23 protein-coding genes and 2 tRNA genes are annotated in these 26,619 nt (G+C 44.4%); 17 read left to right on the top strand and 8 right to left on the bottom strand.

The features are described 5' to 3' along the window. Positions 1–21: 21 nt before the first annotated feature. Positions 22–103 (bottom strand) — tRNA-Leu (locus tag GPW69_RS09620). 448 nt (positions 104–551) lie between these two features. On the opposite strand from GPW69_RS09620, the gene rsgA reads away from it, so the two are divergent. From rsgA to purR, 7 genes are all read left to right on the top strand, one after another. Continuing rightward, positions 552–1,427, top strand: coding sequence for a ribosome small subunit-dependent GTPase A (gene rsgA / locus GPW69_RS09615; RefSeq protein WP_074391596.1), 876 nt, complete (start codon positions 552–554; stop codon positions 1,425–1,427). 14 nt (positions 1,428–1,441) lie between these two features. Then, positions 1,442–2,101 carry a ribulose-phosphate 3-epimerase gene (gene rpe, locus GPW69_RS09610; RefSeq protein ID WP_024407309.1) on the top strand — a complete coding sequence of 220 codons (660 nt, stop codon included), beginning with the start codon at positions 1,442–1,444 and terminating at the stop codon, positions 2,099–2,101. Further along, the gene (locus tag GPW69_RS09605; RefSeq protein ID WP_074391597.1) at positions 2,094–2,726 is read left to right on the top strand and encodes a thiamine diphosphokinase; all 633 of its coding nucleotides are present in this window, start codon (positions 2,094–2,096) and stop codon (positions 2,724–2,726) included. The genes rpe and GPW69_RS09605 overlap by 8 nt, the downstream gene beginning before the upstream one ends. After that, positions 2,727–3,965 (top strand): DNA recombination protein RmuC, encoded by a 1,239-nt coding sequence (locus GPW69_RS09600; protein ID WP_044684013.1) that lies wholly within the window; start codon positions 2,727–2,729, stop codon positions 3,963–3,965. It abuts the gene before it with no gap. Next, positions 3,955–4,896 (top strand): 3'-5' exoribonuclease YhaM family protein, encoded by a 942-nt coding sequence (locus tag GPW69_RS09595; protein WP_044684014.1) that lies wholly within the window; start codon positions 3,955–3,957, stop codon positions 4,894–4,896. Before GPW69_RS09600 ends, GPW69_RS09595 begins: the two co-directional genes overlap by 11 nt. Then, positions 4,896–5,762 carry an aminoglycoside phosphotransferase family protein gene (locus GPW69_RS09590; protein ID WP_074391598.1) on the top strand — a complete coding sequence of 289 codons (867 nt, stop codon included), beginning with the start codon at positions 4,896–4,898 and terminating at the stop codon, positions 5,760–5,762. Before GPW69_RS09595 ends, GPW69_RS09590 begins: the two co-directional genes overlap by 1 nt. 101 nt (positions 5,763–5,863) lie before the next feature. Further along, positions 5,864–6,676, top strand: a complete 813-nt coding sequence (gene purR, locus GPW69_RS09585; RefSeq protein WP_002938438.1) for a pur operon repressor — start codon at positions 5,864–5,866, stop codon at positions 6,674–6,676. Between the two features lie 25 nt (positions 6,677–6,701). On the opposite strand, the gene GPW69_RS09580 is transcribed toward purR, so the two are convergent. Then, on the bottom strand, positions 6,702–7,568 hold the full coding sequence (locus GPW69_RS09580; protein ID WP_074391599.1) for an RluA family pseudouridine synthase: 867 nt from the start codon (positions 7,566–7,568) through the stop codon (positions 6,702–6,704). A gap of 1 nt (position 7,569) precedes the next feature. Further along, positions 7,570–8,538 (bottom strand): NAD(P)/FAD-dependent oxidoreductase, encoded by a 969-nt coding sequence (locus GPW69_RS09575; protein ID WP_074391600.1) that lies wholly within the window; start codon positions 8,536–8,538, stop codon positions 7,570–7,572. A gap of 152 nt (positions 8,539–8,690) precedes the next feature. On the opposite strand from GPW69_RS09575, the gene pbp2a reads away from it, so the two are divergent. From pbp2a to GPW69_RS09550, 5 genes are all read left to right on the top strand, one after another. After that, positions 8,691–10,904, top strand: coding sequence for a penicillin-binding protein PBP2A (pbp2a, locus tag GPW69_RS09570; protein WP_074391601.1), 2,214 nt, complete (start codon positions 8,691–8,693; stop codon positions 10,902–10,904). Between the two features lie 33 nt (positions 10,905–10,937). Continuing rightward, positions 10,938–11,090, top strand: coding sequence for a 50S ribosomal protein L33 (rpmG, locus tag GPW69_RS09565; RefSeq protein WP_002940258.1), 153 nt, complete (start codon positions 10,938–10,940; stop codon positions 11,088–11,090). Positions 11,091–11,099: 9 nt separating this feature from the next. Then, entirely contained in the window at positions 11,100–11,276 is a 177-nt protein-coding gene (gene secE, locus GPW69_RS09560) for a preprotein translocase subunit SecE (RefSeq protein WP_002940255.1), read from the top strand. Positions 11,277–11,385: 109 nt separating this feature from the next. Continuing rightward, the gene (nusG, locus tag GPW69_RS09555; protein ID WP_002940254.1) at positions 11,386–11,925 is read left to right on the top strand and encodes a transcription termination/antitermination protein NusG; all 540 of its coding nucleotides are present in this window, start codon (positions 11,386–11,388) and stop codon (positions 11,923–11,925) included. 141 nt (positions 11,926–12,066) lie between these two features. Beyond that, entirely contained in the window at positions 12,067–17,145 is a 5,079-nt protein-coding gene (locus GPW69_RS09550; RefSeq protein WP_074391602.1) for a S8 family serine peptidase, read from the top strand. 42 nt (positions 17,146–17,187) lie between these two features. On the opposite strand, the gene GPW69_RS09545 is transcribed toward GPW69_RS09550, so the two are convergent. After that, positions 17,188–17,258: transfer RNA gene (locus tag GPW69_RS09545), tRNA-Cys, on the bottom strand. 370 nt (positions 17,259–17,628) lie between these two features. Here GPW69_RS09545 and rpsB point away from each other — a divergent pair. Then, the gene (gene rpsB, locus GPW69_RS09540; protein WP_074391603.1) at positions 17,629–18,405 is read left to right on the top strand and encodes a 30S ribosomal protein S2; all 777 of its coding nucleotides are present in this window, start codon (positions 17,629–17,631) and stop codon (positions 18,403–18,405) included. A gap of 129 nt (positions 18,406–18,534) precedes the next feature. After that, complete coding sequence (tsf, locus tag GPW69_RS09535; RefSeq protein WP_024407282.1) at positions 18,535–19,575, top strand: translation elongation factor Ts; 1,041 nt, start codon at positions 18,535–18,537, stop codon at positions 19,573–19,575. Positions 19,576–19,835: 260 nt separating this feature from the next. Here the strand turns inward: tsf and GPW69_RS09530 are convergent, their stop codons facing one another. Together GPW69_RS09530 and GPW69_RS09525 are read right to left on the bottom strand one after the other, a co-directional pair. Beyond that, positions 19,836–20,537 carry a GNAT family acetyltransferase gene (locus tag GPW69_RS09530; protein WP_074391604.1) on the bottom strand — a complete coding sequence of 234 codons (702 nt, stop codon included), beginning with the start codon at positions 20,535–20,537 and terminating at the stop codon, positions 19,836–19,838. Continuing rightward, positions 20,537–20,875 (bottom strand): thioredoxin domain-containing protein, encoded by a 339-nt coding sequence (locus GPW69_RS09525; RefSeq protein WP_074391605.1) that lies wholly within the window; start codon positions 20,873–20,875, stop codon positions 20,537–20,539. Before GPW69_RS09525 ends, GPW69_RS09530 begins: the two co-directional genes overlap by 1 nt. 268 nt (positions 20,876–21,143) lie before the next feature. Between GPW69_RS09525 and GPW69_RS09520 the strand changes: the two genes are divergently transcribed. The 3 genes from GPW69_RS09520 to GPW69_RS09510 all read left to right on the top strand — a co-directional run bounded on the left by GPW69_RS09520 (position 21,144) and on the right by GPW69_RS09510 (position 24,630). Beyond that, the gene (locus GPW69_RS09520) at positions 21,144–21,602 is read left to right on the top strand and encodes a CtsR family transcriptional regulator (protein ID WP_074391606.1); all 459 of its coding nucleotides are present in this window, start codon (positions 21,144–21,146) and stop codon (positions 21,600–21,602) included. Positions 21,603–21,605: 3 nt separating this feature from the next. Then, on the top strand, positions 21,606–24,056 hold the full coding sequence (locus tag GPW69_RS09515; protein WP_074391607.1) for an ATP-dependent Clp protease ATP-binding subunit: 2,451 nt from the start codon (positions 21,606–21,608) through the stop codon (positions 24,054–24,056). 94 nt (positions 24,057–24,150) lie between these two features. Further along, positions 24,151–24,630 (top strand): adenylyltransferase/cytidyltransferase family protein, encoded by a 480-nt coding sequence (locus tag GPW69_RS09510; protein ID WP_074391608.1) that lies wholly within the window; start codon positions 24,151–24,153, stop codon positions 24,628–24,630. Between the two features lie 120 nt (positions 24,631–24,750). Here GPW69_RS09510 and dusB read toward each other — a convergent pair whose 3' ends face one another. Together dusB and hslO are read right to left on the bottom strand one after the other, a co-directional pair. Further along, the gene (gene dusB / locus GPW69_RS09505) at positions 24,751–25,755 is read right to left on the bottom strand and encodes a tRNA dihydrouridine synthase DusB (protein ID WP_074391609.1); all 1,005 of its coding nucleotides are present in this window, start codon (positions 25,753–25,755) and stop codon (positions 24,751–24,753) included. Continuing rightward, positions 25,748–26,614, bottom strand: a complete 867-nt coding sequence (hslO, locus tag GPW69_RS09500) for an Hsp33 family molecular chaperone HslO (protein WP_074391610.1) — start codon at positions 26,612–26,614, stop codon at positions 25,748–25,750. The genes dusB and hslO overlap by 8 nt, the downstream gene beginning before the upstream one ends. Positions 26,615–26,619 lie beyond the last annotated feature (5 nt).

Here is a 26,619-nt window from a genome sequence, read left to right as displayed (position 1 = left end):
GGGGTTATCCTTTATAAATAATGCGGAGGAAGGGATTTGAACCCTCACACCCGATGGGCACATGCGCCTGAAGCATGCGTGTCTGCCGTTCCACCACCTCCGCTTGCTTTTTATTATACTATTTTTAAATTGAAATGACTAGAGTAAAGTGTAAAATCTCAGAGTCTGGGTAAAAGACCATCCCACTTCATAAGGTTAGAGTCAACATCTCAGCGCAGTGGTTGATTGCTCCAACAATCAGATTGATTGTTAGAGGTTGGAGATAAGATTTGCAAAGCAAATCTCAGCAGTTCGTGTTTTACACTCCAAATCTAACCATTACGACTGCTGCGAACAAAGTTCGCCTTATCTCCAACCTCAAACTGTCTCCCAGACAGTTTGAGCTGTGCGGGGGTGGGACTGAAACAGTCTGGGAATAGACTGTTTCAGCTCAACAACTTGAAACGTGAAATGGGTGACGCGCTCTTTTATTAAGGTTCGAGTTCTTTCCTGCTCCTTTTTTCCTAGGAAATTTGGTATAATAGGAACAAGTACACACAAAGGAGTCTTCATTGCAAGGAAGAATAATCAAGGCCTTGGCTGGTTTTTACTATGTCGAGGCGAATGGACAGATTTATCAAACCAGAGCCAGAGGAAATTTTCGTAAGAAAGGCCAAACGCCCTATGTGGGTGATTTTGTGGACTTTTCTGCGGAGGAAAATTCAGAAGGCTACATTTTAAAGATTCATGAGCGAAAAAATAGCTTGGTTCGACCTCCTATCGTCAATATTGATCAGGCGGTGGTTATCATGTCGGCCAAGGAGCCTGATTTTAATGCCAATCTACTAGATCGTTTCCTAGTGCTTTTGGAACAGAAGGACATGGATCCCATTATCTATATCTCTAAGATGGACTTGGTAGAAGATCGGGCGGAGATGGATGCCTTCAAGGCTATCTATGAGAAAATTGGCTATCCATTTGTCTATAGTTTGGAGGAATTGACGCCATTATTGCAGGATAAGGTGACGGTCTTTATGGGGCAGACAGGGGTTGGAAAATCAACCCTACTCAACCGCATTGCACCAGAATTAGCCTTGGAAACAGGGGCGATTTCAGATAGTCTGGGGCGTGGTCGTCATACCACTCGTGCGGTCAGCTTCTACAATGTCTTCGGTGGGAAAATTGCGGATACGCCAGGTTTTTCATCCTTAGACTATGAAGTCAAGGAGGCTGAGGCTCTGACAGATTGTTTCCCAGAGATTGCGGAAAGCAGCCAGGACTGCAAATTTAGGACCTGTACCCATACCCATGAGCCGGATTGTGCGGTCAAGGAAGCTGTTGCCAGCTCTGCCATTTCCCAAAGTCGCTTTGACAATTATCTCCAATTCCTCAGCGAAATCCAAAATCAGCGCGAAACCTATACCAAGGTAAGTAAGAAATTCAAATAGAAAGTTGGTTCTGTATGTCACATTATAAGATTGCACCGTCTATTTTGGCGGCAGATTATGCAAATTTTGAAAAAGAGCTCAAACGTCTAGAAAAGACAGGTGTGGAGTATGTGCACATTGATGTCATGGACGGTCATTTTGTGCCAAATATTAGCTTTGGGGCGGATGTGGTTGCGGCTATGCGTCCCCACAGCAAGCTGGTTTTTGATTGCCATCTCATGGTGTCCAATCCTGAAAATCATATTGAGACCTTTGCACGTGCGGGTGCAGATATTTTAACCATTCATGCAGAAGCAACGGTTCACCTGCATGGGACCTTGCAGAAAATCCGTGCCGCTGGTATGAAGGTGGGTGTGGTCATCAATCCAGGTACACCTCTTGTGACCATTGAGCCTGTGCTTAACTTGGTGGATCAGGTTCTGCTCATGACGGTCAACCCAGGTTTTGGTGGACAAGCCTACATCCCAGAAGTGGCTGAGAAGATTGAGGCCTTGGTCAAACTCCGTGAAGCCAAAGGCTTGAACTTTGACATCGAAGTGGACGGCGGGATTGACGACAAGACCATTCATTCAGCCAAAAATGCGGGTGCCAATGTCTTTGTGGCTGGTTCCTATCTCTTCAAAGGAGACTTGGATGCCAACGTTGCCAAATTGAGAGCGGCCCTCCATGATTAAGATTGCTGTTATTGCAGGCGGTTCCTTTGACTGCCTTCCTGAGCCTGCCGACCTCTATGTGGGGGTAGATGCAGGCTCTCTTCGTCTTCTGGACCATTCCCTGCCTCTTGACTGGGCCATGGGTGATTTTGACTCGGTGACGCCTGAAGAGTTAGGGTGGATAAAGGATCAAGCAGAGTGTTTTTTGCAAGCTCCTGCTGAAAAAGATGATACAGATTTGGAGCTGGCTTTAAAGGAAATCTTCAAGGCATATCCGCAGGCCCAGGTTCGCATATACGGTGCCTTGGGTGGCCGCATGGATCATATGATGGCCAATCTCTTTCTGGCTGCAGAGCCTGACTTGGCAACCTATATGGAGCAGATTGAATTGGTGGACAGTCAGAACATCGTCCGTTTTCGACCTGCAGGTCAGCACCGTTTGTCACCGATTGCTGGTATGAAGTACATTTCCTTTATGCCGTCGGACCAGAGCCGCCTGACCATTCGTCATGCCAAGTACCCGCTGGATGCCAGCAATTATTTTTTCAAAAAATGCTATTCCTCTAACGAATTTATAGATAGAGATATAGACATTCAACTGGATAAGGGCTACGTGGTCCTTATCTACAGTAAGGATAAGAATTAGATGGATATTGTATTACTTATTTTGCTGATACTGGTCTTGATTGCCTTGGTTTTTCTTTATGGAAAATGGCAGAGCTTGGCCCTGCTTTTGCAAGATCAGGCAGAAGACACAGCAGACAACTTGTCTGATCAGCTCAGCTATCAACTAGAAAATGCAACTCTCAAACAGCAGCAAGCCATTCATCAGGAAGTGGAAAGACTCCGCACGGAGCTTTACCAACAGCTAACCGACATCCGTCAAGAGCTGAATAAGAGCCACTTGGAAACGCGAGATGCCACCGACCGCCGTTTGCAGGCCATTCAGGAGTCCAATGAAAAACGCCTGGAAGAGATGCGGCAGACGGTCGAGGAAAAGCTGGAGAAAACCCTGCAAACCCGCCTACAAGCCTCCTTTGAAACGGTGTCCAAGCAGTTGGAGTCAGTCAATCGTGGTCTGGGCGAAATGCAGACGGTGGCGCGTGATGTGGGTAGTCTTAACAAGGTGCTGTCTGGCACCAAAACCCGTGGCATCATGGGTGAATTGCAGCTGGGACAGATTATCGAGGATATTTTGACACCTAGCCAATATGAGCGAGAGTTTGCCACGGTTTCAGGCTCTAGTGAGCGCGTGGAGTATGCGGTCAAGCTACCAGGACGGACGGAAGGAGATTATATTTACTTGCCAATCGATTCCAAGTTTCCGCTGGCGGATTACTACCGCTTGGAGGATGCTTACGAAAGTGGGGACAAGGACCAGATTGACCTCCATCGCAAAAATCTCTTGGCGGCTATTAAACGTTTTGCCAAGGATATTCAGAGCAAGTACCTCAATCCGCCTGAAACGACTAATTTTGGTGTGCTCTTTCTGCCAACCGAAGGGCTGTATTCAGAGGTGGTCCGCAATCCCATTTTCTTTGATGACCTACGCCGTCAGGAAAATATCGTGGTAGCAGGACCGACTACCCTTTCTGCCCTGCTCAATTCCCTCTCCGTCGGCTTTAAGACCCTCAACATTCAACGGTCGGCCGATGATATTTCCAAGGTCTTGGGCAATGTCAAGCTGGAATTTGGCAAGTTTTCTGACCTCTTACTTAAGGCTCAGAAACAACTCAATCAAGCCAGCAGCAATATTGACAAACTCCTAACCACTCGCACCAACGCTATCGAGCGTAGTCTTCGTACCATTGACCTGTACGAAGATGACCAAACCAAGGGACTGCTTGGCCTGTCCCCATTAGATGAGGAAGATAATGAAAATTAACCAAATGAAAAAAGATGAATTCTTCGAAGGATTTTATCTTATTAAAACAGCTGATGTCCGTCAAACACGAGCTGGCAAAGATTACCTCGCCCTGACCTTCCAGGATGATACTGGTGAAATTGAAGGCAAGGTCTGGGACGCCCAGCCAGGGAAAATCAAGGATTTTACTGCTGGGACAGTTGTTCACGTGCAGGGACGCCGTGAAGTTTATAACAATACCCCGCAAGTCAATCAATTGGTTCTCCGTTTGCCAAAAGCTGGCGAACCCAATGACCCTGCTGATTTCAAGGAAAAGCCACCGGTGGATGTCAATGACACCAAGGACTATCTGAGCCAGATGATTTTCCGTATTGAAAATGCCACTTGGCAGAGGATTGTCCGTGCTCTTTACAGCAAGTACGACAAGGAATTTTATTCCTATCCAGCGGCCAAGACCAATCACCATGCCTTCTATTCAGGTTTGTCCTTCCATACAGCGACCATGGTCCGCTTGGCAGATAAAATTGGTGACATCTATCCTCAGCTCAACAAGAGCCTGCTCTTTGCAGGAATCATGCTTCATGATCTAGCCAAAGTGATTGAACTGACAGGTCCTGATAACACAGGCTACACTGTCCGTGGCAATTTGATTGGACACATTTCCTTGATTGATGAAGAGATTACCAAGGTCTTGATGGAATTGGGCATCGATGACAGTCTGGAGGAAGTGACTGTTCTGCGTCACGTTATCCTCAGCCACCACGGTCTCTTGGAATATGGTAGCCCAGTCCGTCCGCAGATTATGGAGGCGGAAATCCTCCACATGATTGACAACATTGATGCGGAAATGATGATGATGCTATCGGCCTTGGACAAGGTCGGCCCAGGTGAGATGACCAACCGCATCTTTGCCATGGATAACCGAGCCTTTTATAAGCCCAATATCGACTGATGGCAGTTAGGATAGTGTCTCGACAGCCCCTCACCAAAGGCTGGTCCACGGACCAAAAGTACAAGGTCCAGCTAGAAGATGGTCGCTTTGGTCTGTTGAGAATAGCAGAGCGACCAGCCTATGAGGCTAAGCGATTAGAGTTTCAGTTAGTTGAAAACCTGTTTGGTCTAGGTTTGCCTGTGGCAGAGCCACTAAGTTTTTGGGCGGATGACTTGTCAGTCTACACCCTCTATGAATGGGTGGAAGGTCAGGACATGAATGAAGTGGCTTCCGATCTGTCTGATTCTGTCTTGTATGATTTGGGCTGTCAGGCTGGACAGTTTTTGCGAACCTTGCATGCCCTACCGATTGACCAAAGTCAACGGGACTGGAACAGTTTTTATCAGGCTAAGATTGACAGTAAAATCAAGGCCTACCAAGCAACTAGTCATTCCTATCCAAATGGTCAAGCTATGATAGACTTTGTCCAGGCCAATCGTCACTTGCTTGAAGGGAGACAGATTGCCTACCATCATGGAGATTTTCATACAGGGAATTTTCTACTGGGAAGAGATGGAAAGCTAAAAATCTTAGACTTTGATCGCTACGACATAGGAGATCCCTGGGAAGAATTCAACCGTTTGATTTTCACGGCAGATTTGTCTCCAGCCTTTGCGCGTGGTCAGGTAGATGCCTATTTTGACGGCGTTATTCCAGAGGAATTTTGGAGACTTTTAGCTCTATACTTAACAGTAAACAGTCTAGGCGCTCTTTCTTGGGCAGAACAAGTAGATTCCGAACAAATTTCATTGATGAAGTTGCAAGCGCAGAAGATTTCTGAATGGTATGAATATTTTAATCATCATCTTCCAAAGTGGTATATGTAAGCGATAAACAAAATACGAAAAAGACGGACTTTTTAATCAAAAAAGTTCGCTTTTTGTAGTTTATTGTGATATAATAGAAAAAAGTGAAAGAGGATGATTTTATGAAATTAAGAAGAAGTGAGCGTATGGTTGTCATTTCCAATTACCTCATCAACCACCCTTATGAATTAACTAGTTTGAATACCTTTGCGGAAAAGTATGAATCTGCCAAGTCATCTATCTCAGAGGATATTGCCATCATTAAAAAGGCTTTTGAGGAAAGCTCTATCGGGCATATTGAAACCATTACTGGTGCCAGTGGAGGAGTTGTTTTTACTCCATCGATCTCTAAGGCAGAGTCCGTCGAAATTGCACAGGCCCTTCGTGATCAGATGGCCGAAAGTAATCGTATCTTGCCAGGCGGTTATATCTATTCATCTGACTTGCTGTCTACACCACATATTTTGAAAAATGTCGGTCGTATCATTGCAGATGCTTTCAAAGATGAAAAGATTGATGCGGTCATGACAGTTGCGACTAAGGGTGTCCCTTTGGCCAATGCTGTTGCCAATGTCCTTAATGTACCGTTTGTTATTGTGCGCCGTGATTTGAAAATCACAGAAGGTTCAACCGTTTCTGTCAACTATGTGTCAGGATCTAGCGACCGTATCGAAAAGATGTTTCTGTCCAAGCGTAGTTTGAAGGCAGGAAGCCGTGTCTTAATCGTCGATGACTTCTTGAAAAATGGTGGCACCATCAATGGTATGATTAGCCTTTTGTCTGAGTTTGACTCAACCTTGGTAGGCGTGGCTGTCTTTGCGGAAAACCAAAAAGGGGACCGTAGCGTAGCTAACTACAAATCTTTGCTCGCTGTGACCGACATCAATGTCAAGGAAAACCGAGTTGATGTAGAGTTGGGAAATATTTTTGAATAACATACATGCAAAAAAGAGCTGGTTTTCAGCTCTTTTTTACTATTCTTTCAAAACTCTCCGACCGTGCTTCCACGCTGATTTCTTCGAGGGTCAGCGGGTGGGTCAAGCTGAGTTTTTGGGCATGGAGCATGAGGCGGGGTGCTGTGATTCGACTGTAAAGAGGGTCTCCGATTAGGGCATGACCATGATGGGACAAATGCACCCGAATCTGATGTGTCCGCCCTGTCTGGAGGCGACAGGTAACCAAACTATTTTTGCCAAGGGTCTTCAAGAGATGGACTTGGGTCAAAGCAGCCTGTCCCTTGCGGTTGTCGACCACCCGCTTTCTGCGGTCGTGTCGGTCCCGTCCGATTTTATCAGTGATAGTCCAGTCTGTCTTTCTTAGCTGCCCTTGGCAGAGGGCCAGATAGTCACGGTAGATGACCTTGTCTTCCAAAATCCGATTGAGAATGGGCAGGATAAAAGGATTTTTGGCAAAGAGAATGGCTCCGCTGGTTTCCATATCCAGCCTGTGGACCACATAGCAGGTCTGACCGACATAGGCAGATACATGGTTGAGCAGGGCGATTTCAGTAGGCTCATTGCCGTGGGTTTTCATGCCTTCGGGCTTGTTGACGATAATCAAATGCTCATCTTGATAGAGTTCCTCTACCAAGTCCGCCTGTCCTAGAGGAATACTTTTTTCAGGATAATCTTCCTGGTCAAAGGTCAATTCTAGCAGGTCGCCTGCAGCAATCGGACTCTGCCAGTTAATCAGTTCGCCGTTGACACGGACATGCTTCTTGGTGCGGAGGAAGTGGCGGATTTTTCTGGGAATGAGAAAATAATCTTCCAAGACTTCCTTAACAGTCAGTTGTGGAAAGGCTTGGGGAATGCGAATGTCAATTTTCATCTTATAGGCTGGTTGAGTGCTTGGGTTGCACTTTTTCATTTGGATTGAGGTAGTTCATGGCATTGTTGACGGCGGTTGGGGCTTCGCCCAGTCCAGTCGCAATCAGATCAACCTTTCCTTCATAGAAACAACAGTCACCGATGGCATAGATACCAGGAACAGAAGTTTCTTGCTTGCTGTTGACCACGATGCGGTGGCGATTGAGTTCCAGTCCCCATTCTTTCAGCGTACCGACAGATGATTTGAAACCGTAGTTGACAAAGAGGTGGTCGAAAGACAGGCTGAGCTTGTCCTCGCTCTTAACCTTGTCAAAATGAATGCTAGAAGCTCTGCCATTTCCCCCAGAAAGCTCTTTAGGGACAAAAGGTGTGTGGATGCTGACGCTGGACTGCTTGAGCTCTTCCACGCTGTGCTCGAGGGCTCGGAAGTTGTCACGACGGTGGACGATGTGAGTGGTCTTGGCGATTTTTTCAAAGGCCAGGGACCAATCGACCGCAGAGTCACCGCCACCCAAGACGACGATGTCCTTGTCGGCATACTGCTGGATGTTGGACACGTGGTAGTGGACGTTGTCAAATCTGTCAGCACCATCAATCTCCAGCGGACGTGGCTTGAAGGCCCCGCCACCCATAGCGATAATCAGGGTCTTGGTCTGGTGGCTGCCCTTGTTGGTCCTTAGGGTAATGGTTTCCCCAGGTTCAATAGCAGTCAGGGTTTCATTGAGGCAGATGGTGGTGTCAAATGGAGCCAGCTGGGCGAGGAGGTTGTCGGTCAACTCCTGTCCTGTCAGGCTGGGAAAGGCGGGAATGTCTAAAATGGCCTTTTCGGGATAGAGAATGGCAGGCTGGCCACCCAGTTGGGGAAGGGAGTCAATGATTTTGACCTTGGCTTGACGGAGGTGGGCGTAGAAGGCGGCGAAGAGACCGACAGGTCCGCCACCGATGATGGTAATATCATATACTTGTGTCATGGGAATCCTCTTCTTTGTTCAGAATGACCCTATTTTATCATATTTTTTGAAAAAATTCCCTGTCTGTTATCACAAGTTATCGCAGGCTTTTTTCTGCTAGTTTTTACGAAATGGTGTATAATGGTACAAAATTCACTAGAAAGAGGTAAAGTATGGACGATTTGCAACATCAGCCGATTGAAGTTCCAGAAGATTTCCAAATTGATCATGAAGACCTACCTAGCCGTCGCCGCAGGGGAAATCGTGGCTCTGTTGATAAACCAAAGAAAAAATCACGTATTCCGGAGCCGATTCGTAAATTTTGGCGGCGTTACCAACTGACTAAAATTTTAATCATTTTAATGGTCCTGACAGTTCTTACAGTAGGTGGCTATCTATTTTTCCTTGCAAAGACAGCTAATGTTGGTGATTTACAGCAGGCGCTAAAAGCCACAACGATTATTTATGATAAAGATGGTGCGGAAGCTGGGACATTGTCAGGTCAGAAGGGGACCTATGTAGAGCTGGATGCTGTCTCCGATAATTTAGAGAATGCCGTCATCGCTACAGAAGATCGGAGCTTCTACAAAAATTCAGGCATTAATTACCAGCGTACAATTTTGGCTGCCTTGACGTTAGGTCGGTCTGGAGGTGGTTCAACTATTACCCAGCAATTGGCAAAAAATGCCTTTCTAACTCAGGATCAGACCATCAGTCGAAAGGCTCGAGAATTCTTTTTGGCTCTGGAAATCAATAAAAAGTACAGCAAGCAAGAAATTTTGACCATGTATCTCAATAACGCCTATTTTGGGAATGGTGTTTGGGGAGTGGAAGATGCAAGCCAAAAGTACTTCGGTATTCCAGCCAGTGATCTTACTCTTGAGCAAGCGGCCGTCATTGCAGGTATGCTCAAGGGACCTGAGATTTATAATCCTTATTATTCTCTAGAAAATGCAGTTAATCGTCGGGATACAGTCCTGCAAAACATGGTCAATGCTGGTTATATTGATCAAGCGACTGCAGATGCAGGTTTCCAAGTCGATTTAGCGAGCCAGTTAGCAGATACCTATTCTGGTAAGCAAGATAACTATTCCTATCCATCTTATTTTGATGCTGTGATTGCTGAGGCGATTGAGCGATACGGACTGAAAGAATCAGACATTATTAATAACGGCTATAGGATTTACACAGAGATGGATCAAAATTCTCAAGCCAGTATGCAGGTGATTTTTGATGATGAGACCATGTTCCCGACATCAAGTTTTGATGGTACCCATGCTCAGGCTGCCAGCGTAGCTCTTGATCCGACGACTGGTGGAGTTCGTGCCTTGGTTGGTCGAGTTAACAGTTCAGAGGATGCGGTCTTTCGGACCTTCAACTTTGCGACACAAGCCAAGCGCAGTCCTGGTTCAACAATCAAGCCTCTTGTTGCCTATGCTCCAGCAGTAGCGGCGGGCTGGTCGATTGATATGGCTCTGGATAACCATACAGAAACCTACGGCGATTACACCTTGCATAACTATGATTATTCGACTTCTGATACCATTCCAATGTATCAAGCTTTGGCTCTCTCTTACAATTTACCAGTAGCTCATATAGTGAACACCTTGGGGATTGACAAAGCCTTCGAGTATGGACAAAAGTTTGGGCTTGATATGGAAAATGTCGAGAAAGTTTTGGGGGTTTCAATTGGTTCTGGAGTGGAGACTAATCCTCTGCAAATGGCCCAGGCCTACGCTACTTTTGCGAATAAGGGGGTGATGAAGGATGCCCATCTCATCACTCGTATTGAAACGGCTAGTGGAAAGGTTTTAGCAGAGCATCGAGAAACAAGTACCAAGGTGATTGACCGCTCTGTCGCAGATAAGATGACAGCAATGATGCTTGGAACCTATACCAATGGTACGGGAGTGACAGCAGATGCGGCCAATTATTATATTGCTGGGAAAACAGGAACAACCGAAACGAGTTTTGATGTCAATCTTGTCAATGACCAGTGGCATATTGCCTACACACCTGATTTGGTCATCAGTCAGTGGGTTGGTTTTGAGCAGACAGATGAAAATCATTATATAGATAGTAGTAGCTACTGGATGGCTCCGTCGGTCTTCCAGACTGTAGCCAATTCAATCTTGCCATATACTGCAGGAACACAGTTCGAAGTAGAAAATGCCTATGCACAAAATGGTATTGTAGAAGTAGCTCCAGATGAAGCTGCACAAACTGAATCAAGTCTTGGTCAAGAACAGGTACAAGAAATTTCAGATCAGGCGAAAAACTTGATTGAGCAAACCAAACAAAATCTAATCGATGCCCAGTTACCAGAACGAGCAAAAACCTTGTGGGATAACATTACGTCTTGGTTTGGAGAGTTGTCAAATCCATAAAAACATGGTAGAATGAAAAGGATGGAGGGCTTTATGGCACTAAAAAAAGCAAGCCTAGCCTGTACTGTTTGTGGTTCTCGAAACTATTCAATCAGCCTTTCGAGCAATCCCAAGCCAACACGGTTAGAAGTAAATAAATTTTGTAAACACTGTGGACAATACACTGTTCACAAGGAAACCAGATAGGAGTCGCGCATGAAATTTATCAAAGACATTATCCGCATTTTAAAAGATACGTCTTGGCCAACTCGTAAGCAGAGCTGGACGGATTTCGTGTCTGTAGTGGAATATACTGCCTTTTTCGTAGCGGTGGTTTACCTCTTTGACTTGATTTTGTCACGAGGAATCATGAGCTTGATCAATCTTTTCTAGAAAATACTTGCCATTTGTAAAATGGAAGTGATATAATAAGGAAAAGCGAAAGCCTTCGGGCTTTTTTTAGCGTTTAAAAATTCCGTGTTTCCAAAGAAAGGAAGTAACAATGTACGATAGTTTTGATAAGGGCTGGTTTGTTTTACAGACCTACTCAGGATATGAAAATAAAGTGAAGGAAAACTTGCTCCAACGTGCCCACACTTATAACATGTTGGAAAACATCCTCCGTGTAGAAATTCCAACTCAGACTGTTCAGGTTGAAAAGAACGGTGAGGTCAAGGAAGTAGAAGAAAACCGTTTCCCTGGTTATGTTTTGGTGGAAATGGTTATGACCGATGAAGCTTGGTTTGTGGTTCGTAACACGCCAAACGTTACAGGTTTCGTGGGTTCACACGGTAACCGTTCAAAACCAACTCCACTTTTGGAAGAAGAAATCCGTCAAATCTTGGTGTCTATGGGACAAACCGTTCAAGAATTTGATATTGATGTCAAAGTTGGCGATACTGTTCGTATCATCGACGGTGCCTTCACAGACTACACAGGTAAAATTACAGAAATTGATAACAACAAGGTCAAAATGGTTATCTCTATGTTTGGTAATGATACCATTGCAGAGGTTAATTTGAGCCAGATTGCTGAGTTGTAATAAGTTGTTAAAGCGCAGGGAGACCTGTGCTTTTTCTTGTTTTTGAGGCTAATTCAAAAAAAACTTGCCAAAGATTTAAAAATTTTATAGAATTAGGTATACCTAACTTATAAATTAATCAATATTAAAAACGGAGGTTTTATGAAACAGAAGTGGTCTCAAATTGAGAATAAACAACGCTTTAGCATCAAGAAGTTAAGTATCGGTGTGGCATCGGTATCAATAGGATTTTTTATCACGGGTGTTCCGATGGTTCAAGCAGATACTAGTGGAGAAGGAGTGGAGTCTACGGTTGCGGTCGCAACGGATATGGACAGCAAGCAAGATTCTGTGGTAGAGAAAAAAGAAGATGGGTTATTATCAGATGAGCCAGTTAAAACGGAGCAGGTGGATGAACCAGTTGCTGAAGAAGGAGTGGTCGAAGAAGTTGTAGATACAGAGGCGGGTGAAGAATCAGGTCTTCTCACAGATCGAGCTACGACCGAGATAAAAACTACAGCTGGTAAGACAACAGAGGAGTCAAGGGAAAAAGAAGACATTAGCGGAAAAGAAGCTAGTGCTCCTCAAACAATCCCGCAGGAATCACAGCTTGAGCCAGAAGAGGTGACAACAGGGCGCTATATTTTACAATTTTCCGAAGAGAACCGAAATCTTGTATTGGATAAATTAAAGAAAATTGATGGCGTTAAAATTGTTCATGAGTATAAGGAGGTTTTAACGGGAGCATCTGTAGAGGTAGGGAAAGAAAATTTGTCTGATGTGAAGGCAATTACCGAATTAACCTCTTTGGAAGAGAGTCGCCGTATCCGACCGACTCTTCATACTGCTAAAGAGCTGGTTGGTGCCTTAAAAGCAAGTTCTAAATACCAGACAGATGGTCGCGGAATGGTGATTGCAGTCATTGACTCTGGTTTGGATATTAAGCACAAAGACATGAGGTTGGATGAAGGTGTCGTCCCTAAAATCAAGGAAATTACTCCATCTACGACAGGGACATACACTCTAAAAGTCCCTCATGGCTATAATTACGTATCTGGTAACGATAATCTCTACGATGATACCCACGAACCACATGGTATGCACATAGCAGGAACTCTGGCTGGGAATGCAACAGACGAAGAAGTTGCGTCTAAGCAGGGGATTGATGGGATTGCTCCCAACGCACAACTGCTAGTCTACAAGATTTTTTCAAATGACCCTAAAAATTATAAGGCTGAGACGGAGGATGCTGCTTATGCTGCTATTGAAGATGCTATCAAACACGGGGCAGATGTCATCAGTTTGAGTGTTGGTTATTATGATAGCGGGTTGCCGGGGAATGCTTACTACACGATTGCTAAGAGGGCAGCAGAAAAGGGGATTATCATTACAGCAGCTATTGGTAATGCTGGCGCCTCCTCTTCAGACACCTCCTTTGACCTGCATACAAATAATGCCTTAGGAGCTGTGGATACGGCAACAACAGTTGGCGTAGCAGCGACTCCTGCAGTTATCGCGGTTGGATCGGCGAGAAATACCCATCTTGTTCAACGCGAATTTATGCTGAATGGGCAGTCTTTTGGCTACTATCCTATTGGCTATACAACGCTTACAGAGGGGAAATATGAATTTGTAGATGCTGGAAATGGTCATTGGGAAGAAGTGCAGGGGCTTGATTTGGCTGGTAAAGTGGCGATTATCAAAAAAGATAAGTTTGACTTGAAAGATGCTGTTCGTAATTTGAAATTCAAGGATGTTGCTGGAATTATTGTGATAAACACAGATCAGGGATGGAATAAGGATTATTATAGGACCCATCAGTTATTGGTAGATGATAAGACTTTGCTTTCCTACTCCTCTATCTGGGGAATTAGTCTTAGCGGGGAAGATGGAAGGCGATTATTAGAAGTTGCCAACCAATCGCAAGGCAACACTGGTTTGGTCCTCAGGCCTATAATTGGAATGAAGAAGTTGATTGAAGTACCGACGGTATCAGGCTTTTCTAGTTGGGGGCCTACGGTCAACTTAGAATTGAAGCCAGAGATTGTGGCACCAGGAGAGGATGTTTATGCAACCTTGAATGACAATCGTTATGGCTCCATGTCGGGGACTTCGATGGCTTCGCCAATTGTGGCGGGTGCCAGTGCACTTTTATTGCCACGGATTCGCCAAATGACACCGCCAGAAGGCATGACTAGGATGGATTTGCTGAGAATCATTTTGATGAATACTGCTACCCCTTTGGTTGATGTTCTAGATTCATCTGGGCATGCTTTGGAAAATTCTCCGAGACAACAAGGTGCTGGTCTGTTGCAGATCGATAGAGCCTTTGAAACAGATGTGATTCTTCACCACCGTCTAAAAGGAGGGGTGGAATTAAAAGAAATAGGGCGTGAGACAGAATTTGAGGTAACCTTGGAAAATCTGGGAAACCAACAAAGAAGCTTTGCTATTTCAGCTGGGAAAGTATTGACTAGCCAAGATGTTCCTGTTGATAGAATAGGACGTTCTGGAAAAGTAGTTAAAGAGATTCATGCGGCAGAAATCAAGGGCTCGAGTATTCATCTTTCTGAGCAATCCATTCAACTGGGTCCTAAAGAGAAGAAATCTATTCGCCTAAGATTGGATGCAGGAGAAGCGAAAGACCAGTTTGCAGAAGGGTATATTTACTTCAAATCATTGACGGAAGGGCAGTCGGACATCAGTATTCCTTATTTTGGCTTTGTGGGGGACTGGTCAAAAGAAAGGATTGTTGATGCACCGGCTTGGGAAACCAGTTCTAAATTGAAACTGACCTCGGTTTTATCTAGCTATAAACACAATAAGTCTGGGCGCTATATTGAACTTGGGCGTGAAAAGATTCAAGACAATCAATCACCTCTAAATCCAGACAATATCGCAATTCAAAACCAGCATTCGGATAGTCAGATTGGGAATGCCTTTGTTCGATTTGCGCTATTGAGGGATATTACCAACTATGATTTGGATATTGTAAAAGAAGCTACAGAAGATGCTCCTGTTTTAAGGCGGATTGATACAGGAACCATGCTGTCTCGTGTTCGCTATGTAGATTATTTTGAAAGTCTATCGGAGTATTCCAAGCTTCGTACTCCGATAGAATTGCACCGTTGGGATGGGAAAGTGTACGATGCAAGCAAGGATGAAAACATACCAGCACCGGAAGGACAATATTTCTTTAGATTGCGGGTAAAAAATAAAGAAAATGGGACCTATCAGTATACCTATCTGCCAGTCAAAATTGATAATCAAAAGCCAGAAATTGTCGCGATTGATACCAATCGTCTGACCAGCCATAGAGAACTAGTCGTCACAGCCAAGGATAATAATAAAGTTTGGGAGGTTCGAGCTAATCTAAATGGAGAAGATCTTCTTGTTGAAAAGGTTGTAGATGATGCAGGTCAACTACATTACCATCTCAAAGAAGTGGAACTGCCACTCGATGCTAAAAATCATCTCCGTGTTGAGGTGATGGATATAGCGGGTAATGTGGTTGCTGTTGAAAAAGACTTGGTGGCGCCTGTAATCCAGTTTAAAAATTTGGAAGATTTGATGGCAATTCGCAGTAAGAAAACTGTAGAAATTAAAGCGAACGTCTCAGCGCAAGTTTCCAATGTGCAGGCTAACTTGGATGCTCAGGCTGTGAATTACTCTCTGGAGAATGGTCAACTATCTCTCCAGATTCCAGAGCAATCAGATGGACGTCATAGTTTTGAATTAATCTTGAAAGATAAGGATGGCAAGCTTATTTACACTAAAACCTTGAATTATTTGGTAGATAATGAAAAGCCGACGATTGATCTTGATATTGAAAAAGATGAAGAGGATGAAGAGGTTATCCAGATTGGTAAAAACGGGCGTTTTACATTGAAGGGGAAAGTGAGTGATAATGTTAGTCTTCCTAAGAACATCAAACTTTACTATTCTAATCTAGACATTGGTAAGGGAGAGCTGAAGATCATAGATGTAAAAGAAGACGGCAGTTTTGAGCAAGACTTCTTTAAATCTGATTTTCCTAGAGCCATCATGTTAACTGCGGTAGATGAGAAGGGAAATAAATTAAAGGACCTTCGTATCAATACAAGTCCAGAGAGTCTGGATGAGGAGGAGGAAACAGAAGTTCCGATTACTGTCAATAACTGGTTGATTGACCCGATTCGTTTCAATAAAGAAAGTCTTGGTCGTGAGCTAGATAGCGAGTTGGTCGACTTCAAAAAGCAAGAAGATGGTACTTATCTATTTACATTTGAAATAGAAGCAGAAACGGATCAAGCTCATTCTGTGCGCATCAATGGTGGTGAAAAACGCTATTTTGAGGATGGTAAGTTGAACTATCCAGTTACCCTGATTGAAGAGGGAAATGTTGTGGATATAAGTGTGTACAATGAGGCGGATGAGTTGACTTACACGAAGAAATATCAGATGTTGGTTGATACAGAAAACCCTGTTTTAAAGCTGGAAAATGAGGTGCTACCATTGGAAAGACAGGTAGTGGATAGTGAAGAAGATGAAGACGAGGAAAATCAGTATGCAGGAGTTCTCCTGGCAGATGCTGATGGGCACTTGACACTTACCGGAAGCGCCAAGGATAATGGAATTTATTGGTCCTTGAAGATCAACGAAGATTTTGTAGCTCGAGGAGGCTTCTGGAGGCAGTATGGAAATAATGAAAAAGCCTTTCGCTATGAGCTACATAGTCTGAAAGACGGGGATACAGTCAAACTTGATTTGAGTGACAGTTTTGGAAATGCTCTTGTGAAGAAATATAAGGTACGGTTAAATGACAAGGAAGTATCTGAGCAGGTTCCTGAAAAAGACCTTCATGTGGAGCAATCAGATAAGGATCAAGCCCCTAGCATTCCTGTTCCGAAATCGGAAGCGCATGTACCAATGCCAAAAGAAGAGAATTCACTTGCTCCGCAAACAGAATCCATTGAAATCGCGCTGTTAACTGGCGATACAAGAGAAGATGGTGTGGAGCATTTGGGGAGACTTGCAAAACATGAGGAGGCATTAGGAATTTCTGATGAGAGAATAGAAGTGTCCATACCTCACAGAGAATTCTTTGAAAGAAGCGGAAGAGGAGAGACAGGTGCATTAGCGGCGGATACTAGTGGGAAACTGCCTCAAACTGGGGCTAGCCTTGGAAGTGTCTTTATAAGTGCCTTGTTAGGTCTATTTGGTGGAGCTATGGCTCTCGGAAATCTGAAGCGAAAAGAATAGCAAAAAACCTAGGAAGATTCCTAGGTTTTTTCGAATATTAAAAGGCGGTAGACGGATTTGAACCGACGATCAAGCTTTTGCAGAGCCGTGCCTTACCACTTGGCTATACCGCCATAACAAAGAATATTGTATCTTAAATCCTGGAAATGGTCAAGTGGAAAAATAAAGATTTAGAGATAATCTGGTTCGAATTTGAAAATTCTCTTGCCGTGCCGAGCTGATTGAGGCGAAGTTGGTGATGTGAGGAGAGGTTATTTGTTTGAGGAGGGGAACTATTTTGAATAGGGGGAAGGGGAGAATTTGATGGCAGATTTTCATGAATTTCTCTGCTATTTTACTTGAAAATATACAGGTATTCTGATATACTAATAGAGTTGCTGTGCAACAAATACTCATCTCGGACCAATTGTGGTCTTGTTGCCGAAAGGTTGGGCTGCAAGTCGAAGTCCGGGAGAGGAGAAAAAACAAAAAGGAGAAATACTCATGGCAGTAATTTCAATGAAACAACTTCTTGAGGCTGGTGTACACTTCGGTCACCAAACTCGTCGCTGGAATCCTAAGATGGCTAAATACATCTTCACAGAGCGTAACGGTATCCACGTTATCGACTTGCAACAAACTGTAAAATTGGCTGACCAAGCTTACGAATTCATCCGTGACGCTGCAGCAAACGACGCAGTTATCTTGTTCGTAGGTACTAAAAAACAAGCTGCTGAAGCTGTTAAAGACGAAGCTATCCGCGCTGGTCAATACTTCATCAACCACCGTTGGTTGGGTGGAACTCTTACAAACTGGGGTACAATCCAAAAACGTATCGCTCGTTTGAAAGAAATCAACCGCATGGAAGAAGATGGAACTTTCGAAGTGCTTCCTAAGAAAGAAGTAGCATTGTTGAACAAACAACGTGCTCGTCTTGAAAAATTCTTGGGCGGTATCGCTGATATGCCACGCATTCCAGACGTAATGTTCGTTGTTGACCCACATAAAGAGCAAATCGCTGTTAAAGAAGCTAAAAAATTGGGTATCCCAGTTGTAGCGATGGTTGACACAAACACAGATCCAGATGATATCGATGTTATCATCCCAGCTAACGATGACGCTATCCGCGCTGTTAAATTGATCACAGCTAAAATGGCTGACGCTATCATCGAAGGTAACCAAGGTGAAGATAGCGTAGCAGTAGTTGAAGCTGAATTGGCAGCTGAGCCAGCATCTACAGAATCAATTGAAGAATTGGTTGAAGTTGTAGAGGGTAAATAAGTAACGAAGGCGATTTAAAATCTATAGGATTTTAGCTCGTGTACAATTTCAAACATCAAAAAAACAATCCTAGAGGGGCAGGGCTGAGCCCGCTCCTCTATTTTATAAATACAAACAAGGAGAATAGACATGGCAGAAATTACAGCAGCTCTCGTTAAAGAATTGCGTGAAAAATCAGGTGCTGGCGTTATGGACGCTAAAAAAGCATTGGTTGAAGTAGAAGGCGATATCGAAAAAGCAATTGAATTGCTTCGTGAAAAAGGTATGGCTAAGGCAGCTAAGAAAGCTGACCGTGTAGCAGCTGAAGGTTTGACTGGTGTTTACGTTGATGGTAACGTAGCCGCAGTTGTTGAAGTGAACGCTGAAACAGACTTCGTTGCGAAAAATGCTCAATTCGTTGAATTGGTAAACACTACTGCTAAAGTAATTGCAGAAGGCAAACCAGCTGACAACGAAGCAGCTCTTAAATTGACTATGCCTTCAGGTGAAACCCTTGAAGAAGCATACGTAAACGCAACTGCAACAATCGGTGAGAAAATCTCATTCCGTCGCTTTGCTTTGGTTGAAAAAACAGATGCTCAAGCATTCGGTGCATACCAACACAACGGCGGCCGTATCGGTGTTATCTCAGTTGTTGAAGGTGGCGACGAAACTCTTGCAAAACAAATCTCAATGCACATCGCTGCGATGAAACCAACTGTTCTTTCTTACACTGAATTGGATGAGCAATTCGTTAAAGATGAGTTGGCACAAATCAACCACAAGATCGAACAAGACAACGAAAGCCGTGCAATGGTTGACAAACCAGCATTGCCATTGTTGAAATACGGTTCAAAAGCTCAATTGACTGACGAAGTGATTGCAGCAGCTGAAGAAGCTATCAAAGCAGAATTGGCAGCAGAAGGCAAACCAGAAAAAATCTGGGACAAAATCATCCCAGGTAAAATGGATCGCTTCTTGCTTGACAACACTCAAGTTGACCAAGCTTACACACTTCTTGCACAAGTTTACATCATGGACGACAGCAAAACAGTTGAAGCTTACTTGAACTCAGTGAACGCTTCAGTTGTAGAATTTGCTCGTTTCGAAGTGGGTGAAGGTATCGAGAAAGCTTCAAACGACTTTGAAGCAGAAGTTGCAGCTACGATGGCAGCAGCTCTTGGTAAATAATTAGTAGTCTTCATTTTATCTTTTATTACTTCGTTAACTCGCCTTGCCGTACTTCAGTACAGCCTACGGCTCGTTGCCTAGTACTAAAAGCAAACTGAAAGACTACTCGACAACTCAAGAACTTCCGAAAGGGAGTTCTTTTTATAAAATCGGTCTTAGGGCGGATGTCGGCTATGCTTGATTCGGTTATACTAGTATCAATCCTAAATATTTTTCATAATCTCCTTAAAAAGCACCGGCCTTGTGGTCGGTGCTTTTTGTTAGATTTCTAAAATATAAGTATCCCAGCTAGGCTTGTTTGGTTGTCGGAATTGGTCAGCTAAACGCATGGCGATAGGATCGCAGTCATCAGCCTCAAAGCTAATTTGCTCATACTGTTCAAATAGTTGGCAAATAACTGTTTGGATGAAGAAATCAAAAGTTTGTTCATCTTTTCCGCATACGTAGGCAATTTCATTGTTTTCTACGAAGGCACAATTTTCTGAGTCTGTATAAACCAGGTCAGGTAAGTCCTTCTCGAATTCTTCTTGACTGGCAGTCCATGGATTGATGTCTTGGTGGACTGTTTGATAGTGGTCAAAAATTTGCTGACAGGCTATTTGATAAGGTGCGGTGCCTTTGCGGACTATGCTTAAGTTGGAAGTGCCTGTTTGACTGAGATAGTCTTGCTTGCTCACTTCGAACTCGTAACATTTCCGTTTGCAGACAAAGCCAGCTGCGGTGAGGAAATGAATTCTTTCCTGCTCTGCAGAGGAGAGCATAACCTGAAGAGGTTTTCCGCCTAAGGAAGTCTGTAGGGACTGGAAGAGCTGCTCTGCTATGGTGTAATTGAAATCAACTAAATCTAGTCGCAGATAGATATTGGTCTGGTGGTAGGGGTTGCTGTAGGTATGGATGCTACCGACTGGTCTTCCGTGATGAGAGATGTGGAAGGTGTTGGCTTGGTAGGAAATGTCTAGCATTAGCCTTGAATAAAAGCCACAATTTCTTCTTCGGTCATGCTGGAGTCGCAGCGGACTTGGACACCAGCAGGTTTAGCGACCAAGAGGCCTGGAACAGTTGGGACTTGGTAGTGGTCGCGAAGGGCCTGGAGTTCTGGACTGATTTGGCTGGAGTCGAGGAAGTGGACGGTCACTTGCTTGTCTTGGGCGACCTTATGGAGTTTTGGCGCAAAGCGGTTGCAGTAAGGGCAGGTTGCTCGTCCGATGAAGAGAACAGCCCCCTCTTTTGCAGCTAGAAGGTTCTGTGCCTGCTCCACAGTCACACTTGTAAAGTCTTGAATGTAATCTTGAAAGTTCATGGTATAAGATATAAAGGGCCTTAAGCGGATACAGACAAAATAGGAAACAGAACGATGACTAGTTCTCGTTTATCTTTTTGGCCTAGTCCGTAGCCCGTATTCAGTTCAACCAAATACGGAGACCCTAGTCCTTTCTATTTTTCTTTTATTATAGGATAAAGCAGAGCAGATTTCAAAATTCTGCTACGCTAGTTGCTAGGCTTTTGCTTTCAAAATTCGTCATTTTAAGGTATAATGGTCAAAGATAGTCAAAGAAAGAGGCGATACTATGGCGATGAAGAATACATCGGATTATATAGAAGAGCATATCAAAGCCATCTTGGACCAAGTCAGTGTAGCTGAGTTGCGTCGAAGTGAATTGGCCAGTCGGTTTGAAGTGGTGCCAAGTCAGATTAACTACGTCATTAAAACTCGTTTTACAGCCAGCCGTGGTTATATTGTGGAAAGCAAGCGTGGTGGCGGTGGTTATATTCGCATTGGTCGGATTACCTTTTCGGATAAGCACGAACTGGTCCATGATTTGTTAAACAACATGGGTGAGCAGTTGTCTGCGACGGTTTATGCGGATATTTTACAGCTCCTTTTTGATGAAGGATTGATGACAGAACGAGAAGGCAATCTCATTTTGTCCACAGGATCTGATGAAATATTAGGAAAAGATGCAAGTACTATTAGAGCACGCATGATGCGTCAAATACTACGACGTTTAGATAGGAAAGAGGAATAATTCATGAAAATTTCAACTGGTTTACAACGGGTTTTTGAAGATGCCCAGTTAGTGGCCCAACGTTATGCCTGTGATTACTTGGAAACCTGGCATGTGCTCTTGTCTTTCGTTATCAACCATGATACAGTCGCCGGCGCTGTTTTGGCAGAATATCCTATTTCAATTTCTGACTATGAACATGCAACTTTTGTTGTGACCGACAAGGTCTATCGTGAAGAGTTGGATAGTTTTCGTATTTTACCATCTTCTAAACGTTTGGATGAAACGGCTAGTTTTGCCAAGAAAATTGCAGAAGTCGTCAAGGCTAAGGAGCTGGGAACGGAGCATTTGTTTATGGCTATGTTGTTGGACAAGCGGTCAACAGCTAGTCAGATTTTGGACAAGGTAGGTTTTTATTTTGAAGACTCAGATGATAAGTTTCGTTTCTTGGACTTGCGTAAAAACTTGGAGGCACGTGCGGGATTTACCAAAGAGGACCTTAAAGCTATCCGCAGTGTGATGAAGGGTGGCAAAGCCAAACCTACTAATATGGGACAGATGATGGGAATGCCCCCAGCACCTCAAAGTGGTGGATTAGAAGACTACACTCGTGATTTGACAGCTTTGGCGCGTGAAGGGAAGATTGAACCTGTCATCGGTCGAGACGCTGAGATTGCACGGATGATCCAAATTCTATCACGTAAAACCAAGAACAACCCAGTTCTAGTTGGTGATGCTGGTGTCGGAAAAACTGCGCTTGCTTTGGGTCTTGCTCAACGTGTTGCTGCAGGTGATGTCCCTGTTAGCTTGGCTAAGATGCGGGTTTTGGAACTTGACTTGATGAACGTTATCGCTGGAACTCGTTTCCGTGGTGATTTCGAAGAGCGGATGAATAATATCATCAACGACATCGAGGAAGATGGTCAGGTCATCCTCTTCATCGATGAGTTGCATACCATTATGGGTTCAGGGTCAGGGATTGATTCGACCTTGGATGCAGCCAATATCCTCAAACCAGCTCTTGCTCGTGGCACCCTCCGTACGGTCGGAGCGACAACTCAGACAGAGTATCAAAAGTATATTGAGAAAGACGCAGCCCTGGTTCGTCGTTTTGCCAAAGTGACCATTGAAGAGCCGACAGTGGAAGATAGCATTGCCATTTTGACTGGTTTAAAAGGTACTTTTGAGAAATACCACAGGGTCCGTATTGGAGATACTGCTGTTGAAACTGCTGTGACCTACGCTAAGCGGTATTTGACCAGTAAAAACCTGCCAGATTCTGCCATTGATCTGCTGGATGAAGCCAGTGCAACGGTACAAAATCGAGTGAAAGGGCAGGCTGAGGAAACGGGACTGACGAGTATTGACAAGGCCTTGATGGATAAAAAATATAAGACTGTCAGCAAGCTTTTGATTAAAACGAAAGAAGATGCCGAGGCTAGTCAAAACTATGACCTTGAAGTAACAGAAGAAGATGTTTTAGAAACACTTAGCCGCTTGTCAGGTATTCCTGTAGCCAAGCTCAGTCAGTCAGATACCAAGAAATATCTGAATTTGGAAGCAGAACTGCATAAACGTGTCATCGGTCAAGAAGAAGCTATTTCTGCAGTTAGCAGAGCTATTCGCCGTAATCAGTCAGGGATTCGTACAGGTCGCAGACCGATTGGTTCCTTTATGTTCTTGGGATCAACTGGTGTTGGTAAGACAGAGCTTGCTAAAGCCTTGGCAGAAGTTCTCTTTGATGACGAATCTGCTCTTATCCGTTTTGATATGTCTGAATACATGGAGAAATTCGCAGCCAGCCGTTTAAACGGTGCCCCTCCGGGCTATGTGGGCTATGAGGAAGGTGGCGAATTGACAGAAAAAGTTCGTAACAAACCTTATTCTGTTCTTCTTTTTGATGAGGTTGAAAAGGCTCATCCAGATATTTTCAATGTTCTTTTGCAGGTCTTGGATGATGGTGTTCTGACAGACAGTAAGGGACGTAAGGTTGATTTCTCAAATACCATTATTATCATGACGTCAAACCTTGGAGCAACAGCCCTTCGTGATGATAAGACAGTTGGCTTCGGTGCCCTTGATTTATCTAAGGACCACAAGGAAGTGGAGAAACGCATTTTTGAGGAATTGAAAAAAGCCTATCGTCCAGAATTTATCAACCGTATTGACGAGAAAGTTGTCTTCCATAGCCTAACGGAAACTCATATGCAGGATGTTGTCAAGGTCATGATTAAACCGTTGTTAGCTATAACAGCTGAGAAAGGAATTACCCTTAAACTGCAACCGTCAGCCCTCAAGTTATTGGCTAAACAAGGTTACGACCCAGAAATGGGAGCTCGTCCTCTTCGTAGACTCTTACAAACCAAATTGGAAGATCCGTTAGCAGAAATGTTGCTCCGTGGTGACTTGGCTACTGGTTCGACCTTGAAGGTTGGGGTCAAGGGCGAAGAGCTCAAGTTTGATGTGGTCAAATAGGTGGTAAAATGCTAGAACTAAGACTGCTTTTAGAAGCAGATTGTGAGGACTTTATCTGCCGCAATCATATAGTTTCGGATGTGAAAGGTAAGGTATGAAACAAACCGTAGCAGTCGTTTTCGGAACCTTTGCCCCCATGCACAAGGGGCATTTGGATTTGATTGAACGAGCAAAGTTGGCTTGTGGTCAGGTTTATGTGGTGGTTTCAGGATATGACAAGGATCGAGGAGATAGGATAGGTTTAGACCTGACCAAACGATTTCAATTTGCTCAAGAGCAGTTTAAGGAAGATGATTTTGTCGAAGTTCGTGCCCTGGATGAAACGGATTTGCCTCCCTATCCAGATGGTTGGGACCTTTGGCTAGACCGCCTGCTTGGTTTATTGGACTTGTCAGAACATCAAGTACCAGTCTTCTATGTGTCTGAGGAAGAATACGCTCAGGAACTGCAAAGTCGAGGCTATCAAGCTCATTATAGTCCTAGAAAATTTGGTATTTCAGCGACCCTCATTCGCGAGAGTCCAGAGAAGTATCGAGACTACATTGCCCCTGCCTTTGTTGACTTTTTTTGCTGAGCAGGAATAGGGTAATCATACAGAAAAAACGCATAAAATCAGGTTATAACCTATGTTTTATGCGTTTTTGTATCGGATTAATGTTAGTGAATGCCACTCTATTCAGATTTTCATTGAGTATTACTTAGTGATCCGTTCTTGATAGGCTTCTCTAGCTTGGTCAAAGAGTTCTTGGACCTGCTCGATAGTCTCTGCTCGGGCAACGGCACCACGGATTTTGGCAGCACCTGCTGAACCACGGAGGTAGTGAGGGGCAAGACCACGGAATTCACGTACGGCAATGGATTCGCCTTTGAGATTGGTCAATCGGGTCAGGTGGTCGAAGGCGACATTGAGTTTGTCATCGAAGGAGAGGTCGGGCAGGACTTCTCCTGTTTCAAGATAGTGGTTGATTTGGTTGAAGATGTAAGGATTTCCCATAGCAGTCCGTCCGACCATGACGGCATCAGCTCCGACTTCCTCGATTCGTTGGCGGGCATCTTCTACAGTACGGATGTCACCATTTGCGATGAAGGGAATCTTGGTCAGGCTGCCAGCTACCTTGGTCAAGGTTTCTAGGTCAACGGTTCCTGTGTACATCTGCTCGCGGGTCCGTCCGTGCATGGCCAGGGCAGACACACCGGCACTTTCTGCGGCCAGGGCATTTTCGACTGCTAGGTCGGTATTGTTCCAACCCGTCCGCATTTTAACAGTCAAGGGAATATCGAGGACTGAGGTCACTTCCTTGATGATGTGGTAAATCTTGTCGGGGTCCTTGAGCCACTTGGCACCAGCTTCGTTTTTAACGACCTTGTTGACAGGGCAGCCCATGTTAATATCCACGATATTAGCCTTGGTGTTTTTCTGGATGAAGTCGGCAGCCCGTTTCAGTCCTTCGGCATCGCCGCCGAAAAGCTGGATGGACATAGGGTATTCGTTGTCATCGATATGGAGCATATGGAGGGTCTTCTCGTTGTTGTAGAGAAGGCCTTTTTCAGAAATCATTTCCATAACGACCAGACCTGCTCCCATTTCCTTGGCAATGGTGCGGAAGGCCGAGTTGGTCACGCCAGCCATTGGGGCCAGCACGCAGCGATTGGGGATTTCCACATCACCAATCATGAAAGGGGTGTTGAGATTAGCCATTGATGAGTTCCTCCAAATCGTTTTCGTCAAAGTGGTAATGGGTCTGGCAGAATTGACAGGTGATGTCCACGCCCTTGTCTTCGTCTTTCATCTCTTGCAGGTCTGTTTTTGGCAGGCTGGCCAGAGCATCGAGGAAGCGGTCTTTAGAGCAGTCGCAGACAAAACCGATTTCTTCTTCTGACAGGCGTTTGAAGTCGTCGTCGCCATAAATGGCGGATAGCAGAGCTTCTATATGGTTTTCAGAAGCCAGCAAGCTCGAAATGGCAGGCATTTCTTGGATGCGTTTCTCGAAACGGGCAATTTCAGCCTCGGTTGCACCTGGTAAAACTTGCAACAAGAATCCGCCAGCTACCTTGACCTTATCTTCCTCGTCCAACAAGACATTGAGTCCTACCGCAGATGGTGTCTGCTGGCTGTCTGTCAGAAAGTAAGCAAAGTCTTCACCGATCTCACCAGAAATCAAGGGTGTCATGGAATTGTAAGGGTGACCTGTTCCGTAGTCTGTGATAACCAGGAATTGCCCGTTGCCCACAAGAGGCCCAACGATGACTTCGCCAGTTGAGGTCCGTTTGTAATCCAAGTCTGGATTTTGAATGTAGCCCTTGACCTGAACTTTGGTATTGGCAACGGAGATGATAGCCCCAACAGCACCGCTGGCCAAGATTTTCAGGGTGATTTTTGTATCGCCTTTTTCATTGGCAGCCAAAATTTGATTGGCAATGAGGGTGCGACCCAGAGCAACGGTGGACGACGCCATAGTGTCGTGTTTTTCTTGGGCTGTTTTCACGGTTTCTGTGCTATCTAGCACAAAGGCACGGAAATGCCCGCTTTTTGATAGTGTTTTAATAATTTTATCCATAACTT

It is taken from the genome of Streptococcus suis, from assembly GCF_902702775.1.
Classification (GTDB): Bacteria; Bacillota; Bacilli; order Lactobacillales; family Streptococcaceae; genus Streptococcus; species Streptococcus hashimotonensis.
The sequence above is the reverse complement of the archived record's forward strand: the minus strand, read 5'-3'. Positions and strand labels throughout refer to the sequence as shown.

Excerpts from the sequence above, each read along its gene's own strand:
- GPW69_RS09510 (WP_074391608.1), top strand. The coding sequence starts at position 24,151 with ATGAAACAAACCGTAGCAGTCGTTTTCGGAACCTTTGCCCCCATGCAC.
- GPW69_RS09595 (WP_044684014.1), top strand. The coding sequence starts at position 3,955 with ATGAAAATTAACCAAATGAAAAAAGATGAATTCTTCGAAGGATTTTAT.
- pbp2a (WP_074391601.1), top strand. The coding sequence starts at position 8,691 with ATGGACGATTTGCAACATCAGCCGATTGAAGTTCCAGAAGATTTCCAA.
- purR (WP_002938438.1), top strand. The coding sequence starts at position 5,864 with ATGAAATTAAGAAGAAGTGAGCGTATGGTTGTCATTTCCAATTACCTC.
- GPW69_RS09605 (WP_074391597.1), top strand. The coding sequence starts at position 2,094 with ATGATTAAGATTGCTGTTATTGCAGGCGGTTCCTTTGACTGCCTTCCT.
- rpe (WP_024407309.1), top strand. The coding sequence starts at position 1,442 with ATGTCACATTATAAGATTGCACCGTCTATTTTGGCGGCAGATTATGCA.
- tsf (WP_024407282.1), top strand. The coding sequence starts at position 18,535 with ATGGCAGAAATTACAGCAGCTCTCGTTAAAGAATTGCGTGAAAAATCA.
- rpmG (WP_002940258.1), top strand. The coding sequence starts at position 10,938 with ATGGCACTAAAAAAAGCAAGCCTAGCCTGTACTGTTTGTGGTTCTCGA.
- GPW69_RS09520 (WP_074391606.1), top strand. The coding sequence starts at position 21,144 with ATGGCGATGAAGAATACATCGGATTATATAGAAGAGCATATCAAAGCC.
- GPW69_RS09525 (WP_074391605.1), bottom strand. The coding sequence starts at position 20,875 with ATGAACTTTCAAGATTACATTCAAGACTTTACAAGTGTGACTGTGGAG.
- GPW69_RS09550 (WP_074391602.1), top strand. The coding sequence starts at position 12,067 with ATGAAACAGAAGTGGTCTCAAATTGAGAATAAACAACGCTTTAGCATC.
- nusG (WP_002940254.1), top strand. The coding sequence starts at position 11,386 with ATGTACGATAGTTTTGATAAGGGCTGGTTTGTTTTACAGACCTACTCA.
- GPW69_RS09515 (WP_074391607.1), top strand. The coding sequence starts at position 21,606 with ATGAAAATTTCAACTGGTTTACAACGGGTTTTTGAAGATGCCCAGTTA.
- rpsB (WP_074391603.1), top strand. The coding sequence starts at position 17,629 with ATGGCAGTAATTTCAATGAAACAACTTCTTGAGGCTGGTGTACACTTC.
- GPW69_RS09600 (WP_044684013.1), top strand. The coding sequence starts at position 2,727 with ATGGATATTGTATTACTTATTTTGCTGATACTGGTCTTGATTGCCTTG.
- GPW69_RS09575 (WP_074391600.1), bottom strand. The coding sequence starts at position 8,538 with ATGACACAAGTATATGATATTACCATCATCGGTGGCGGACCTGTCGGT.
- GPW69_RS09580 (WP_074391599.1), bottom strand. The coding sequence starts at position 7,568 with ATGAAAATTGACATTCGCATTCCCCAAGCCTTTCCACAACTGACTGTT.
- GPW69_RS09590 (WP_074391598.1), top strand. The coding sequence starts at position 4,896 with ATGGCAGTTAGGATAGTGTCTCGACAGCCCCTCACCAAAGGCTGGTCC.
- GPW69_RS09530 (WP_074391604.1), bottom strand. The coding sequence starts at position 20,537 with ATGCTAGACATTTCCTACCAAGCCAACACCTTCCACATCTCTCATCAC.
- hslO (WP_074391610.1), bottom strand. The coding sequence starts at position 26,614 with ATGGATAAAATTATTAAAACACTATCAAAAAGCGGGCATTTCCGTGCC.
- secE (WP_002940255.1), top strand. The coding sequence starts at position 11,100 with ATGAAATTTATCAAAGACATTATCCGCATTTTAAAAGATACGTCTTGG.
- dusB (WP_074391609.1), bottom strand. The coding sequence starts at position 25,755 with ATGGCTAATCTCAACACCCCTTTCATGATTGGTGATGTGGAAATCCCC.